The sequence below is a fragment of the Kitasatospora sp. NPDC001527 genome, assembly GCF_040298605.1.
GTDB lineage: Bacteria > Actinomycetota > Actinomycetes > Streptomycetales > Streptomycetaceae > Kitasatospora.
Window position 1 is genome coordinate 40,777 of the sequence record NZ_JBEPAM010000036.1, and the last position, 14,831, is coordinate 55,607.

Consider the following 14,831-nt stretch of genomic DNA (forward strand, 5'->3'; position numbering starts at 1 on the left):
TCATGGAACGACCGTAGATCTGTACGGAAAGTCCCGGAGACTGGTGGGAACCAAAAGTCCGGCGGGCACCCGAAAAGCCCGCCGGATCGACCGAAGCACGATGAATGAGCGGAGTCGGATGATGCGTACGCGGCCGCTGAAGGTGGCGTTGCTGGGCTGTGGTGTGGTGGGCTCCGAGGTGGCGCGCATCATGACGACAGACGCCGCCGACCTCGCCGCGCGCATCGGCGCGCCGGTCGAGCTCGCCGGCATCGCGGTCCGCCGGGCGGGCCGCCCCCGCCCGGGGGTGCCCGAGCACCTGCTCACCACCGATGCCGAGGCCCTGGTCAACCGGGGCGACATCGACGTGGTGATCGAGGTCGTGGGCGGCATCGAGCCGTCCAAACACCTCATCCTGTCCGCGTTCCGGGGCGGTGCCTCGGTGGTCAGCGCCAACAAGGCGCTGCTCGCCAAGGACGGCACCGAGCTGCACGCGGCGGCCGCCGAGGCCGGCGTGGACCTCTACTACGAGGCCGCGGTGGCCGGCGCGATCCCGCTGCTGCGCCCGCTGCGCGAGTCGCTGGCCGGCGACCGGGTCAACCGGGTGCTGGGCATCGTCAACGGCACCACCAACTTCATCCTCGACAAGATGGACAGCACCGGCGCCGGGTACTCGGAGGCGCTGGAGGAGGCCACCGCGCTCGGTTACGCCGAGGCCGACCCGACCGCCGACGTGGAGGGCTTCGACGCCGCCGCCAAGGCCGCGATCCTGGCCGGCATCGCCTTCCACACCAAGGTGACCGCGGAGGACGTCTACCGCGAGGGCATCACCGAGGTGACCGCCGCCGACATCGCCTCCGCCAGGGCGATGGGCTGCGTGGTCAAGCTGCTGGCGATCTGTGAGCGGGCCGCCGACGGCGAGTCGGTCACCGCGCGCGTCCACCCGGCGATGATCCCGCTGTCCCACCCGCTGGCCTCGGTCCGCGAGGCGTACAACGCGGTGTTCGTGGAGGCCGAGGCGGCCGGCCGGCTGATGTTCTACGGCCCGGGTGCGGGCGGCGCGCCGACCGCCTCCGCCGTCCTCGGCGACCTCGTCGCGGTCTGCCGCAACAAGCTCGCCGGTGCCACCGGTCCCGGCGACTCGGTGTACACGCGGCTGCCGGCCAAGCCGATGGACGAGGTCGTCACCCGCTACCACGTCAGCCTGGACGTCGACGACCGCGCGGGCGTGCTCGCCCAGGTCGCCTCCGTCTTCGCCGAGCACGGCGTCTCCATCGACACCGTGCGCCAGCAGGGCCGCGACGGCGACGCCTCGCTCGTCGTGGTCACCCACCGCGCCACCGACGCCGCGCTGTCGGCGACGGTGGACAAGCTCCGCGCACTGGACAGCGTGCGCGACGTGGCCAGCATCATGCGGGTCGAAGGGGAATAGGAACAGATGATGAGCAGCGTTGCCGAGAACGCCGCCCGTGGCACCCACACCCGCCAGTGGCGGGGCCTGATCGAGGAGTACCGGGACCGCCTGCCGGTCAGCGCGGCGACCCCGGTGGTCACCCTGCTGGAGGGCGGCACCCCGCTGGTCCCCGCCCAGGTGCTCTCCGAGCGCACCGGCTGCGAGGTCTACCTCAAGGTCGAGGGCGCCAACCCGACCGGGTCCTTCAAGGACCGCGGCATGACGATGGCCATCTCCAAGGCGAAGGAGGACGGCGCCCAGGCCGTCATCTGCGCCTCCACCGGCAACACCTCGGCCTCCGCCGCCGCGTACGCGGTGCGGGCCCGGATGGTGTCGGCGGTGCTCGTCCCGCAGGGCAAGATCGCCCTGGGCAAGATGGGCCAGGCGCTGGTGCACGGCGCGAAGATCCTCCAGGTGGACGGGAACTTCGACGACTGCCTCACCCTTGCGCGTGAACTGTCCGAGAAGTACCCGGTGGCGCTGGTCAACTCGGTGAACCCGGTCCGGATCGAGGGCCAGAAGACCGCCGCCTTCGAGATCGTCGACATGCTCGGCGACGCGCCGGACATCCACGTGCTGCCGGTCGGCAACGCCGGCAACATCACCGCCTACTGGAAGGGCTACCGCGAGTACTCCCGCCCGTCTCCCGCCGCCACCCTTGACGGAGGCGCTTCGCGCCGCATCCTCCCCGGCCTGGCCACCCGGACCCCGCGGATGTGGGGCTTCCAGGCCTCCGGCTCGGCCCCGATCGTCGACGGCGCCCCGGTGCTCCAGCCGCAGACCATCGCCACCGCGATCCGGATCGGCAACCCGGCCTCCTGGGACCACGCGATCGCCGCGCGGGACGAATCGGGCGGTCTCATCGACAAGGTGACGGACCGTCAGATTCTGTCCGCGTACCGCCTGCTGGCCTCCCAGGAGGGCGTCTTCGTGGAGCCCGCCTCGGCCGCCTCGGTGGCCGGTCTGCTGGCCAAGGCGGAGGCCGGCCTGGTCGACCCGGGCCAGCGGATCGTCTGCACCGTGACCGGCAACGGCCTGAAGGACCCGGACTGGGCGGTGGCCGGCGCGCCGCAGCCGCAGATCGTCCCGGTCGACCCCGAGGCCGCGGCCCGCCGTCTGGGCCTGCTGGACTGATCCTTCCCCCCACCCGTGGGGCGCCCGGGCCGACCCTTTCGGGGGTCGGCCCGGTTTACGTTCTCGACTGACACTTTTGTGTCAATTCAGCGGCGCATTCCGATCCGATTCCCGCATGCATTCCGGCCAGAACCGGCAACACACCAGACCGAAGGCCCACGGGGTGTACCGCTGTGGAACCTCTCTTCGATACTCTGGGTCCGGCCGTGTGGCACATGCCCCGGGTCCGGTCCCCTTGAGGGCCGCACCGACCACTGTGACCGTCCGCCCCGGCCGGGGCCCGCGGCCCTCCCCCCACCCTCGCACCGACGCGCTTCGCGCCGCCCGATTTCCCCAGGAGAGTCCACCGCATGGCCGGTCCTGCGTTCCGTGCCGCCGCCGTCCGGGTCCGGGTTCCCGCGACCAGTGCCAACCTCGGCCCGGGCTTCGACGCCTTCGGACTCGCGCTGGGTCTGTACGACGACGTGGTCGTCCGGGTCGCCGACTCCGGGCTCTCCGTCGACATCGCCGGCGAGGGCGCCGACACGCTCCCGCGTGACGAGCGCCATCTGCTGGTCCGCTCGATGCGGGCCGCCTTCGACCGTCTCGGCGGCCAGCCGCGCGGCCTCGAAGTGGTCTGCGCCAACCGGATACCGCACGGCCGTGGCCTGGGCTCCTCGTCCGCCGCGATCTGCGCCGGAATCGTCGCCGCCCGCGCCGTCACCATCGGCGGCCCGTCCGCCCTGGACGACGAGGGCCTGCTGGCGCTCGCCTCCGAGCTGGAGGGCCATCCGGACAACGTGGCGGCCTGCCTGCGGGGCAACTTCACCGTGGCGTGGACCGAGGAGGACACCGCCCGGGCGATCGCCCTGGAGCCGTCCGCCGAGGTCGTGCCGGTGGTGTTCGTCCCGGCCACCGAGGTGCTCACCGAGACCGCCCGCGGGCTGCTGCCGAGGACCGTCCCGCTGGCCGACGCCGCCGCCAACGCCGGCCGGTCCGCGCTGCTGGTCGAGGCGCTGACCCGGCGGCCGGACCTGCTGCTGGCCGCCACCGAGGACCGGATCCACCAGGACTACCGGGCCTCCGCGATGCCGGACAGCGCCGCGCTGGTGGGCGCGCTGCGGGCCGAGGGCGTGCCCGCGGTGATCTCCGGCGCCGGCCCGACCGTGCTCGCGCTCACCGACGAGGCCGGCGTGCAGAAGGTCCTCGGCTTCGCCGGCGACCACGGCACCGGCGGTCCGGTGTTCGCCGCGCACCGGCTCGAACTCGACCGGACCGGCGCCGCCGTGCTCCCGCTCGACGTCTGAGCACGCCGTCCGGGCCGGACCGTCCGGACACGATTGGCAACCGCAAGGCTGGGGAATGTCTGAGGGGGTCGGTAGTGTTAACCTCATTGCTGCACCAGGTGCCCTCCGGGGCTCGGTGCGCCGCGTCCCGATCCCAGCACTCCGCACCAGCGGAGTCCCGGCGATGTACGGGGCGACGATTCTCCGGGAGCCCACCGCAGCGCGTACGCAGCCTGCCTGCGCGACTTGCGGCCGCATCCCGAAGCCGTGACGGCACCTGACTCCCACCCGCAGCCTCCCACCTCGAGGCCAGGACGGGCGGAGCGCGGGCCACCGTCACGCGACGGGGGCCCGGGATTCGCAGGCAGCGTGGGGGTACTTCCCGGCCGGCGGCCGGGGGGAGGGTCGGTACACGACCGTCCCGCCACGCCACTCAGCACCACCGTGCGTCAAGCACCGCACCTCGCAGCTCTCTCCCGACTGGCACCCAGCGCCATTCGGGGGATCACCGCCTCGGACCGACGCAGTCGAGCGTTGGTCAGGACAGCACAACCGGTCGCCGAGCCAGACAGGCCGACGTCCGCTCCAGGGAAGGACCCTTAGTGAGCGACACCACCGATCTGATGGGCGCGCGCCCGGACGCCGACGCGTCGGACGCAGCCGCCGCCCCCGCGGCCCCGGCGCGGCGCCGTCGTACCGCCGCCGCGGGCCTGGACGGCATGGTCCTGGCCGAGCTGCAGAAGCTCGCCGGGGACCTGGGCATCACCGGCACCGGACGCATGCGCAAGAGCCAGCTGATCGAGACCATCAAGGAGAAGAGCGGCGGCGACCCGCTGCTCGCCGGCTCCACCGCCGCCGCTCCGGCGGCCAAGCGCGCGGCCAAGGCCGAGACCGCCGAGCCGGCCGAGAAGCCGGCCCGCCGGACCACCAAGGCCGCCGCGGCGCGGGCCGCCGAGGCCACCGCCGCCACCGCCGAGGCGCAGGCCCAGATCGAGATCCCGGTCCAGGCCGCGGCCGAGACCGCCGCGCCCGCCCGTACCGAGCGCACCCGCCGCCGGGCCACGTCGGCCGCCGGTGCCCCGACCGCCGAGACCGCCACCGAGGCGCCCGCCGCCGTGGTGACCGAGGCCAAGCCGGCCGAGACCCGCGCCGAGGGCGCCCGCGCCTTCGAGGGCCGCGAGGAGGGCCGCGAGACCCGTCGCGACCGCCGGGAGCGCCGCGACCGCCGCGAGGGCGGCGAGCGCGAGGGCCGCCAGGAGACCGCCGAGGCCCAGGCCGGCGGCCAGGACGGCGAGGGGCGCGAGTCGCGCCGCGACCGCCGCAGCCGGCGCGACCGCGCCGAGCGCCAGCCCCAGCAGCAGAGCGCCCAGACCGAGGGCCAGCAGGGCCGCCAGGGCGGCCAGCAGGCCCAGCCGCAGGCGCAGCAGCAGGGCGGCTTCGAGGACGACGAGTACGGCGACGGCCGGCGCGGCCGCCGGGGCCGCTACCGCGACCGCCGGGGCCGTGGCCGCCGCGAGGGCTTCGAGACCAGTGGCACCGAGCCGCAGATCGGCGAGGACGACGTCCTGATCCCGGTCGCGGGCATCCTGGACATCCTCGACAACTACGCGTTCGTGCGCACCTCCGGCTACCTGCCGGGCCAGAACGACGTCTACGTCTCGCTCGCCCAGGTCCGCAAGAACGGTCTGCGCAAGGGCGACGCCATCACCGGTGCGGTGCGCCAGCCGCGCGAGGGCGAGCGCCGCGAGAAGTTCAACGCCATGGTGCGGCTGGACTCGGTCAACGGCATGGACCCGGAGAGTGGCCGCGGCCGCCCCGAGTTCAACAAGCTGACCCCGCTCTACCCGCAGGAGCGGCTGCGCCTGGAGACCGACCCGGGCGTGCTGACCACCCGGATCATCGACCTGGTGTCGCCGATCGGCAAGGGCCAGCGCGGTCTGATCGTCGCGCCGCCGAAGACCGGCAAGACCATGGTGCTGCAGGCGGTCGCCAACGCGATCACCCACAACAACCCCGAGTGCCACCTGATGGTCGTCCTGGTCGACGAGCGTCCGGAGGAGGTCACCGACATGCAGCGGTCGGTGAAGGGCGAGGTCATCTCCTCGACCTTCGACCGCCCGGCGGAGGACCACACCACCGTCGCCGAGCTGGCCATCGAGCGCGCCAAGCGCCTGGTGGAGCTGGGCCACGACGTGGTGATCCTGCTGGACTCGATCACCCGTCTGGGCCGCGCCTACAACCTGGCGGCGCCGGCCTCCGGCCGCATCCTGTCCGGTGGTGTCGACTCGACCGCGCTGTACCCGCCGAAGAAGTTCTTCGGTGCCGCGCGCAACATCGAGAACGGCGGCTCGCTGACCATCCTGGCCACCGCGCTGGTCGAGACCGGCTCGCGGATGGACGAGGTGATCTTCGAGGAGTTCAAGGGCACCGGCAACATGGAGCTCAAGCTCGACCGGAAGCTCTCGGACAAGCGCATCTTCCCGGCCGTCGACGTGGACGCCTCCAGCACCCGCAAGGAGGAGATCCTGCTCGGCGGCGAGGAGCTCGCCATCGTCTGGAAGCTGCGCCGGGTGCTGCACGCGCTCGACTCGCAGCAGGCGATCGAGCTGCTGCTGGACAAGATGAAGCAGACCAAGAGCAACGCCGAGTTCCTGATGCAGATCGCCAAGACGACCCCCGGGTCGGGCGACTGACGCCGCAGGGCACGTCGGAGCATCCGGGCCCCGGACCGCGCGAGCGGTCCGGGGCCCGCCGGCGTTCCCGGGCCGGTTTGTTCCCGACTCGGGACAGATGGGGGACTTTTTGGCGTCTTGTCCGATTTACTCTGGACCGTATGGCCGAACACAAGAGGGTCCCGAGCCGCCGCCGCAAGCTCCTGCGCGCGGCCGCGTGCGGCGTCGCCGCGCTCGTCGTCCTCGGTGCCGGCGCGGCCGGGTACGCCTACCTCCGGCTGGACGGCAACCTCAGGAGCGTCGACATCGACGCCCAGCTCGGCACCGCGCGCCCGCCGGCCGCCACCGACGGCTCCTTCAACGTGCTGGTGCTCGGCTCCGACTCGCGCTCCGGCGGCAACGCGGACCTCGCCGGGGGCGACACCGGCGGCACCGCCCGCTCGGACACCGCGATGGTGGTGCACGTCAGCCAGGACCACTCCCGCGCCGACGTGGTCTCCATCCCGCGCGACACCCTCGTCCCGCGCCCCGCGTGCACCGACCGGCAGGGCAGGCCGGTGCCCGCCGCCAAGCGCGCGATGTTCAACAGCGCCTACGAGAGCGGCGGCGCGGCCTGCGCGGTCAAGGCCGCCGAACAGCTCAGCGGACTGCGGATGGACCACTACGTCGAGATGGACTTCGCCGGGTTCGCCCGGGTCGTGGACGCGATAGGCGGGGTCACCGTGACGACCACGGTGGCCATCCACGACAAGGACAGCGGCCTGGACCTGCCGGCCGGCGAGCACCACCTGGACGGGCAGCAGGCGCTCGCCTTCGTCCGCACCCGGCACGGCGTCGGCGACGGCAGCGACCTCGGCCGGATCGAACTGCAGAAGCAGATGGTCCGCTCGCTGCTCCAGCAGGCCGGCGGGACCGGACTGCTGGCCAACCCGGTCAGGCTCTGGTCCGTCGGCGACACCCTGACCCGCTCGATCACCACCGACTCCGCGCTCGCCTCGGTCAACGCGCTGGTCGGGCTGGCCCAGGAGCTCAAGGGCATCGGGCCCGACCAGCTGGCCATGGTCACCCTCCCGGTGGTGGCCGCCCCGAGCGATCCGGACCGGGTGGTCCAGCGGCAGCCGCAGGCCGACCAGCTCTGGGCGGCCCTGAAGGCCGACCGGCCGGTGCCGTCGGCGGTGCTCGACACCCAGCCGCAGAACCCCGCCACGGCCGCCCCCACGGCCGCCCCCACGGCCCCGGCGAAGGCGCCCGCCAAGCGCCCGTGAGGGCCCGGAATATCCCGGAACGCCCCCCGGTTTGGGAAGATGCGGCCGGTCCTGGCAGACTGGACCGTCGGTCCCGGTTCACGAGCGGCATTCCAGCCGCCGACCCGGTGCCCTCCCGAACACTAGGAGAACCCCTTGAAGCCCAACGTTCACCCCGAGTACGTGGTCACCCGCGTGACCTGCACCTGCGGCGCCGAGTTCACCACCCGCTCGACCGAGACCAGCGGCGAGATCCGCGCCGAGGTCTGCTCGCAGTGCCACCCGTTCTACACCGGCAAGCAGAAGATCCTCGACACCGGTGGCCGCGTGGCCCGCTTCGAGGCCCGCTTCGGCAAGCAGCACAGCGCGAAGGCCTAGCGCTCCCTCGGCGCCGGTTCCCGGTCGCTCCCGAACTCGTTTCCGGGGGCGCTGGGGACCGGCGCCGTTCGCGTCCCCCCGCACCTCCGCGAACCCACTCCGCACGACGATCCCCGGGAAGAAGGCCACCCCATGTTCGAGGCAGTCGAAGAGCTCCTCGTCGAGCACGCCGACCTCGAGGCGAGGCTGGCCGACCCGTCCGTCCACGCCGACCAGGCCAACGCCCGCAAGCTGGCCAAGCGGTACGCCGAGCTGACCCCGATCACCCGCGTCTACCGGGACTGGAAGCAGGCCGGTGAGGACATCGAGGCCGCCCGCGAACTCGCCGCCGAGGAGCCGGAGTTCCTCTCCGAGGTGAAGGAGGGCGAGGCCCGCCGCGAGGAGCTGACCGAGGAACTGCGGCTGCTGCTCGTCCCGCGCGACCCGAGCGACGACAAGGACGTCATCCTGGAGATCAAGGCGGGCGAGGGCGGCGAGGAGTCCGCGCTGTTCGCCGGCGACCTGCTCCGGATGTACCTGCGCTTCGCCGAGCGGATCGGCTGGAAGACCGAGATCATCGACTCCAACGAGTCCGACCTCGGCGGCTACAAGGACGTCTCGGTGGCCGTGAAGACCAAGGGGAACGCCGAGCCCGGCCAGGGCGTCTGGGCCCGGCTCAAGTACGAGGGCGGCGTGCACCGCGTGCAGCGCGTCCCCGCCACCGAGTCGCAGGGCCGCATCCACACCTCCGCGGCGGGCGTGCTGGTCACCCCCGAGGCCGAGGAGGTCGAGGTCGAGATCCTCGCCAACGACCTGCGGATCGACGTCTACCGCTCCTCCGGCCCGGGCGGCCAGTCGGTCAACACCACCGACTCCGCGGTCCGGATCACCCACCTGCCGACCGGTATCGTGGCGTCCTGCCAGAACGAGAAGAGCCAGCTGCAGAACAAGGAGCAGGCGATGCGCATCCTGCGTTCGCGGCTGCTGGCCGCCGCGCAGGAGGAGGCCGAGCGGGAGGCCTCGGACGCGCGCCGCAGCCAGGTCCGCACGGTGGACCGTTCCGAGCGGATCCGGACGTACAACTACCCGGAGAACCGCATCTCGGACCACCGTACGGGCTTCAAGTCGTACAACCTGGACCAGGTGCTGGACGGCGACCTGAACGCGGTCATCCAGTCCTGCGTCGACGCGGACGCCGCGGCCAAGCTCGCCGCGGCCCAACAGAACTGACCGGCGGCAGCGAGACCGACGTCGAGGCCGGAGAGCGGAAGCAAGAGGTCGTACGGATGAACCTGCTACTCGCGGAGGTGGCCCAGGCCACCCAGCGGTTGGCCGCGGCCGGCGTGCCGTCGCCGCGCTTCGACGCGGAGGAGCTCGCCGCCCACGTCCACAACGTCAAGCGCAGCCAGCTGCACACCGTCCAGGACGGCGACTTCGACGCCCGGTACTGGGAGGCCGTCGCCCGCCGCGAGGCCCGTGAGCCGCTCCAGCACATCACCGGCCGGGCCTTCTTCCGCTACCTCGAACTGGCGGTCGGGCCGGGCGTGTTCGTGCCCCGCCCGGAGACCGAGACGGTCGTCGAGTGGGCCATAGAGGCGGTCCGCGAGATGGACGTCGCCGAGCCGCTGGTCGTCGACCTCTGCTCCGGCTCCGGCGCCATCGCGCTCGCCCTGGCCCAGGAGCTGCCGCGCTCCACCGTGCACGCCTTCGAGCTCGACGAGGGCGCGCTGCCCTACACCCGGCGCAACATCGCGGCCTCGCCCGACCGCGCCCGGGTCACCCTGCACGAGGGCGACGCCACCCGGGCCTTCGAGGACGACCGCGCCTGGGACGGCCGCTTCGACCTGGTCATCTCCAACCCGCCGTACATCCCGCTCACCGAGTGGGAGTACGTCGCGCCGGAGGCCCGCGACCACGACCCGCAGATGTCGCTGTTCTCCGGTGAGGACGGCCTGGACACCATCCGCGGCATCGAGCGGGTCGCCGCCCGCCTGCTGCGCCCGGGCGGCGCCGTGGTGATCGAGCACGCCGACACCCAGGGCGGACAGGTCCCGTGGATCTTCAACGAGGAGGGCGGCTGGACCGACGCCGCCGACCACCGCGACCTCAACAACCGCCCCCGCTTCACCACGGCGCGCAAGGCGTCGCTGTGAACCACGCCATGAGCCCGTCCGGAAGGGAACCGCGCCGATGAGCCGCCGCTACGACTGTGCCGACACCGGGGACCGCGCCACCGGCCTGCGCGAGGCCGCCTCGGCCATCCGCCGCGGCGAACTCGTCGTGCTGCCCACCGACACCCTCTACGGGGTCGGCGCGGACGCCTTCTCGCCGGAGGCCGTGGCCGCGCTGCTCGCCGCCAAGGGCCGCGGCCGCAACATGCCCTCGCCGGTCCTGGTCGGCTCGCCGACCACCCTGCACGGGCTGGTCACCGACTTCTCCGAGCAGGCCTGGGAGCTCGTCGACGCCTTCTGGCCGGGCGGCCTCACCCTGGTCGCCAAGCACCAGCCCTCGCTGCGCTGGGACCTCGGCGACACCCGGGGCACCGTCGCCGTCCGGATGCCGCTGCACCCGGTCGCCATCGAGCTGCTGAACGCCACCGGGCCGATGGCCGTCTCCAGCGCCAACCGGACCGGCGGCCCGTCCCCGGCCACCTGCGACGAGGCCCAGCAGCAGCTCGGCGATGCCATCTCGGTCTACCTGGACGGCGGCACCGCCGACCACGCCCAGGCCTCGTCGATCGTCGACGTCACGGGAAAGGTGCCGGTGCTGCTGCGGGCCGGCGCGATCTCCGCCGAGCAGCTGAGGGAGGTCGTCCCCGACCTGGAGGCCGGCAGTTGACGGCCGCCTCCCTCCATGCCGGGCCCGGCATATCGCCGTACCTGAGCGTGGGCCCGAGGCCCCTGGACCACTTCCGGATCCTCTACGTCTGCACCGGCAACATCTGCCGCTCGCCGATCGCCGAGCGGCTCACCCGGCGTGAGCTGGACACCCGGCTCAACCCCCGGGTGGCCGGGCGGATCCTGGTCGAGTCGGCCGGCACCTGGGGCCACGTGGGCGCGCCGATGGAGGAGCACGCCGCCACGGTGCTGGACGAGTACGGCGCCGACAGCGGCGGCTTCACCGGCCGCGAGCTGCTGGACGAGCACGTGGTCGAGGCCGACCTGGTGCTCACCGCGACCCTGGACCACCGGGCCCAGGTCATCTCGATGGGCCACGAGGCGGGGCTGCGCACCTTCACGCTGAAGGAGTTCACCCGGCTGGTCCGCACGATCGACCCGGGCACCCTGCCGGACCCCCGGCGCGGCGCGGACGTCACCGAGCGCGCCCGCGCGCTGGTCCGCGCCGCCGCCGCGCTGCGGGGCTGGCTGCTGGCCGCCGACCCCGAGGCGGACGAACTGCACGACCCCTACGGCGCGCCGATCGGGATGTTCCGCAACTGCGGCGAGGAGATATTCCACGCCGTCGACCCGGTGGTCACCGCCCTGACCGGAGTGCGCGCCCGGCTCTGAGCCCCGGTGCCGACGGTCGTTGCTCCCACGCCGTTCGTTCCTCACGGCGTCCTCGCGCCTCCCTTTCGGCACCGGCGCGCCCACCCGGGGCTGTGACATCGGCCGGGATGGGCGCTCGGGTCCGGTGCCGACGGTCGTTGCTCCAACGCCGTTCGTTCCTCACGGCGTCCTCGCGCCTCCCTTTCGGCACCGGCGCGCCCACCCGGGGGTAACCCGCCACGCGCCGCCGTGCCGGGGCGCGGGGGCGGTCCTACGCTGGAGAAATCCGACCCGACGCGCCCGGGAGCCCCGCCATGACCGTCACCGATGCCGCGACCGGCCCCGTCGACACCGCCGAGGCGCGTTCCGCGGCCCTGTACCGGGCCGATCCGCAACTGGCCGACCTGCTGGCCGCCGAGGCCGAGCGGCGGGCCGAGACGATCCAGCTGCTGGCGGGGGAGAACCTCACCAGCCCCGCCGTCCTGGCGGCCCTCACCGGCCCGCTGATCGACAAGTACGCCGAGGGCTACCCCGGCCGCCGCCACCACACCGGCTGCGCGCTCGCCGACGCCGCCGAGCTGCTCGCCGTCGACCGGGCCCGCGCGCTCTTCTCCGCCCCGCACGCCAACGTGCAGCCCCGCTCCGGCACCTCCGCGATGCTGGCCGCGTACGCCGCGCTGCTGCGCCCGGGCGACGTGGTGCTCGCGATGTCGCTGGAGCACGGCGGCCACCTCAGCTGCGGCTCGCGGGCCAACTTCTCCGGCCGCTGGTTCGACTTCGTCGGCTACGGGGTGCGCCGCGAGGACGGGCTGATCGACCTCGACCAGGTGCGCGACCTGGCTCTGCGGCACCGTCCGAAGGCGATCGTGGCCGGTTCCATCTCCTACCCCCGGCACCCGGACTGGGCCGCCTTCCGGGAGATCGCCGACGAGACGGACGCCTACCTGGTGGCCGCCGCCGCGCAGACCACCGGCCTGATCGCGGCCGGTGTGGCGCCCTCCCCGGTGCCCTACGCGGACGTCACCGTGGCGGCCACCCACAAGCTGCTCCGCGGCCCGCGCGGGGGCCTGCTGCTGTCCACCGCCGCCCTGGCCGAACGGGTCGACCGGGCGGTCTTCCCGTTCAGCCAGGGCGGCGCCGCGATGAACGAGGTGGCCGGCAAGGCCGTCGCGCTGGCCGAGGCCGCGACCCCCGCCTACCGCGCCTACGCCCACCGCACGGTGGCCGGTGCCCGGGTGCTGGCGGCGGGGCTCGCGCAGGCCGGGGCGAGCCCGCTGACCGGCGGGACCGACACCCACCTGGTGACCGCCGACCTGCGCCCGCTCGGGGTCAGCGGCGCCGAGGCGGAGCGCCGCTGCGCGGCCGCCGGGCTGCTGCTCGGCAAGTGCGCGCTGCCGTACGACGAGGCGCCGCCGTCCGAGGCCTCCGGGATCCGGCTCGGCACCGGCACGGTGACCTCGCAGGGCATGGGCGAGGCGGAGCTGGCGGAGATCGCCGCACTGCTCGGGCGGCTGCTCGCCGGCGGCACGGACGTCCGGGTGGCGCAACGGGTCCGGGAGCTGGCGCGGGCCTTCGCCGGACGCCGTTGAAGGGCTGTTCGAATCTCCTGCCCGGCGGGGCGAACCGCGATGCGCGCCCCGGGCGTCGGAGTCAATAAGGTGTGTGCCGTGGCGACGCACCTCGAACCCCGGACAGGCACGGGAGTACCTTCGGTACCCACCCGTCGGACAGAGCAGCAGGAGGCCAGTGGTGCGTGAGTATCTGCTGGTGCTGTTCTGCACCGCGGCCGTCACCTACCTGCTGACCGGCCCGGTCCGGAAGTTCGCCATCGCGGCCGGGGCGATGCCGCCGGTCCGCGCCCGCGACGTGCACCGCGAGCCCACTCCGCGGCTCGGCGGCATCGCCATGTTCGGCGGACTCTGCGCGGGCATCCTGGTCGCCTCCCAGCTCGACAACCTGAGCAAGGTGTTCTCCCAGGGCACCGACATCCGGGCGCTGCTCTCGGGCGCCGGCATCATGTGGCTGCTCGGCGTGCTGGACGACAAGTGGGGCGTGGACGCCCTGGTGAAGCTGGGCGGCCAGATGATCGCCGCCGGTGTGATGGTCTGGCAGGGCGTCACCGTGATCACCCTGCCGGTGCCGGGCGTCGGGCCGGTCGCGGTCAGCCCCACCCAGGGCATGGTCATCTCGGTGGTCATGGTCGTGGTGATGGTCAACGCGGTGAACTTCATCGACGGCCTCGACGGCCTGGCCGGCGGCATGGTCTGCATCGCCGCGATGGCCTTCTTCCTGTACTCCTACCGGCTCTGGTACGGCTACACGATCACCGACGCCGCCCCCGCCGTGCTGTTCAGCGTGCTGCTGATCGGCATGTGCCTGGGCTTCCTGGCGCACAACATGCACCCGGCCCGGATCTTCATGGGCGACTCCGGGTCGATGATGCTCGGCCTGATGCTGGCCGTCGCCGCGATCTCCATCACCGGCCGGGTCGACCCCGACCTCATCACCAACGAGCTGGGTTCGCAGACCGCCACCGTGCACGCCCTGGTGCCGATCTACATCCCGCTCCTGCTGCCGCTGACGGTCATCGCGCTGCCGCTGGCGGACCTGCTGCTCGCGGTGGTCCGCCGCACCTGGGCGGGCCAGTCCCCGTTCGCCGCCGACAAGCGGCACCTGCACCACCGACTGCTCCAGGTCGGCCACTCGCACAGCCGCGCCGTACTGATCATGTACTTCTGGGCCGCGCTGATCGCCTTCGGGACCGTCGCCTTCTCGGTCACCAACACCGGCCGTACCGTCGTCCTCACGCTGGCCGGGCTCTGCCTGGTCGGCCTGGTGGTGCTGCTCACGCCGCGGTTCCGGCCGCGGGCCCCACGCGCGGTGCAGGCCTTCGTGCCGCCGCGCTACCGCCGCCGTCCGGTGGCCAGGACCGCCCCTGTCGTCACGGAGAGTGATGAGCTCACCGCCGAGTCGGCCGGGCGCGCGGCCTCCGAACCGATGGCCGAACTGTCGGCCGAGGACAAGCGGCTGCTCGGCGGGGTGCCCAAGGGTTCCTCGGCGGCCACCGGGCGCGGCCACGGCAACGATCGCGGCCGGTAGCGGAGGTGATGAACCGTCAAGGGCATTCACCCGTTCGGCGGCACTCCTGGGCTGCCGGTGTGACAGGTACCACACATTCATGGTAAAGCTCTCATCAAATAGTTTGTGATACCGTTCACGAGTACCGAGAACACGCCGAA

Annotated in this window: 12 protein-coding genes; all 12 read left to right on the top strand. The window is 73.1% G+C overall.

What is annotated here, in order from left to right; translation table 11 throughout:
• Window positions 1-118 precede the first annotated feature (118 nt).
• The 12 genes from ABT238_RS27185 (at window position 119) to ABT238_RS27240 (ending at window position 14,691) form a co-directional block, all read left to right on the top strand.
• The gene (locus ABT238_RS27185; protein WP_350562621.1) at window positions 119-1,411 is read left to right on the top strand and encodes a homoserine dehydrogenase; all 1,293 of its coding nucleotides are present in this window, start codon (window positions 119-121) and stop codon (window positions 1,409-1,411) included.
• A gap of 9 nt (window positions 1,412-1,420) precedes the next feature.
• The gene (thrC, locus tag ABT238_RS27190) at window positions 1,421-2,566 is read left to right on the top strand and encodes a threonine synthase (protein ID WP_350562619.1); all 1,146 of its coding nucleotides are present in this window, start codon (window positions 1,421-1,423) and stop codon (window positions 2,564-2,566) included.
• A 350-nt stretch (window positions 2,567-2,916) separates the two neighbouring features.
• Entirely contained in the window at window positions 2,917-3,852 is a 936-nt protein-coding gene (gene thrB / locus ABT238_RS27195) for a homoserine kinase (protein ID WP_350562617.1), read from the top strand.
• Window positions 3,853-4,433: 581 nt separating this feature from the next.
• A complete protein-coding gene (rho, locus tag ABT238_RS27200) occupies window positions 4,434-6,524 on the top strand; it encodes a transcription termination factor Rho (protein ID WP_350562615.1) in 2,091 nt (696 codons plus the stop codon).
• 140 nt (window positions 6,525-6,664) lie between these two features.
• Complete coding sequence (locus ABT238_RS27205; protein ID WP_350795018.1) at window positions 6,665-7,768, top strand: LCP family protein; 1,104 nt, start codon at window positions 6,665-6,667, stop codon at window positions 7,766-7,768.
• 135 nt (window positions 7,769-7,903) lie between these two features.
• Window positions 7,904-8,125, top strand: coding sequence for a 50S ribosomal protein L31 (gene rpmE / locus ABT238_RS27210; protein ID WP_030057539.1), 222 nt, complete (start codon window positions 7,904-7,906; stop codon window positions 8,123-8,125).
• A gap of 132 nt (window positions 8,126-8,257) precedes the next feature.
• Window positions 8,258-9,334: a peptide chain release factor 1 gene (gene prfA / locus ABT238_RS27215; RefSeq protein WP_350562611.1), complete on the top strand. Its 1,077-nt coding sequence runs from the start codon at window positions 8,258-8,260 to the stop codon at window positions 9,332-9,334.
• A 56-nt stretch (window positions 9,335-9,390) separates the two neighbouring features.
• The gene (gene prmC, locus ABT238_RS27220) at window positions 9,391-10,257 is read left to right on the top strand and encodes a peptide chain release factor N(5)-glutamine methyltransferase (protein WP_350562609.1); all 867 of its coding nucleotides are present in this window, start codon (window positions 9,391-9,393) and stop codon (window positions 10,255-10,257) included.
• A 37-nt stretch (window positions 10,258-10,294) separates the two neighbouring features.
• The gene (locus tag ABT238_RS27225; RefSeq protein ID WP_350562607.1) at window positions 10,295-10,942 is read left to right on the top strand and encodes an L-threonylcarbamoyladenylate synthase; all 648 of its coding nucleotides are present in this window, start codon (window positions 10,295-10,297) and stop codon (window positions 10,940-10,942) included.
• A 47-nt stretch (window positions 10,943-10,989) separates the two neighbouring features.
• The gene (locus ABT238_RS27230) at window positions 10,990-11,613 is read left to right on the top strand and encodes an arsenate reductase/protein-tyrosine-phosphatase family protein (RefSeq protein WP_350795048.1); all 624 of its coding nucleotides are present in this window, start codon (window positions 10,990-10,992) and stop codon (window positions 11,611-11,613) included.
• Between the two features lie 293 nt (window positions 11,614-11,906).
• On the top strand, window positions 11,907-13,181 hold the full coding sequence (gene glyA / locus ABT238_RS27235) for a serine hydroxymethyltransferase (RefSeq protein WP_350562605.1): 1,275 nt from the start codon (window positions 11,907-11,909) through the stop codon (window positions 13,179-13,181).
• Window positions 13,182-13,341: 160 nt separating this feature from the next.
• Window positions 13,342-14,691, top strand: coding sequence for an MraY family glycosyltransferase (locus tag ABT238_RS27240; protein WP_350795065.1), 1,350 nt, complete (start codon window positions 13,342-13,344; stop codon window positions 14,689-14,691).
• Window positions 14,692-14,831: the final 140 nt, after the last annotated feature.

Coding starts and splice junctions, on each gene's coding strand:
- thrB (WP_350562617.1), top strand. CDS start 2,917: ATGGCCGGTCCTGCGTTCCGTGCCGCCGCCGTCCGGGTCCGGGTTCCC.
- prmC (WP_350562609.1), top strand. CDS start 9,391: ATGAACCTGCTACTCGCGGAGGTGGCCCAGGCCACCCAGCGGTTGGCC.
- glyA (WP_350562605.1), top strand. CDS start 11,907: ATGACCGTCACCGATGCCGCGACCGGCCCCGTCGACACCGCCGAGGCG.
- prfA (WP_350562611.1), top strand. CDS start 8,258: ATGTTCGAGGCAGTCGAAGAGCTCCTCGTCGAGCACGCCGACCTCGAG.
- ABT238_RS27225 (WP_350562607.1), top strand. CDS start 10,295: ATGAGCCGCCGCTACGACTGTGCCGACACCGGGGACCGCGCCACCGGC.
- ABT238_RS27205 (WP_350795018.1), top strand. CDS start 6,665: ATGGCCGAACACAAGAGGGTCCCGAGCCGCCGCCGCAAGCTCCTGCGC.
- thrC (WP_350562619.1), top strand. CDS start 1,421: ATGAGCAGCGTTGCCGAGAACGCCGCCCGTGGCACCCACACCCGCCAG.
- ABT238_RS27185 (WP_350562621.1), top strand. CDS start 119: ATGATGCGTACGCGGCCGCTGAAGGTGGCGTTGCTGGGCTGTGGTGTG.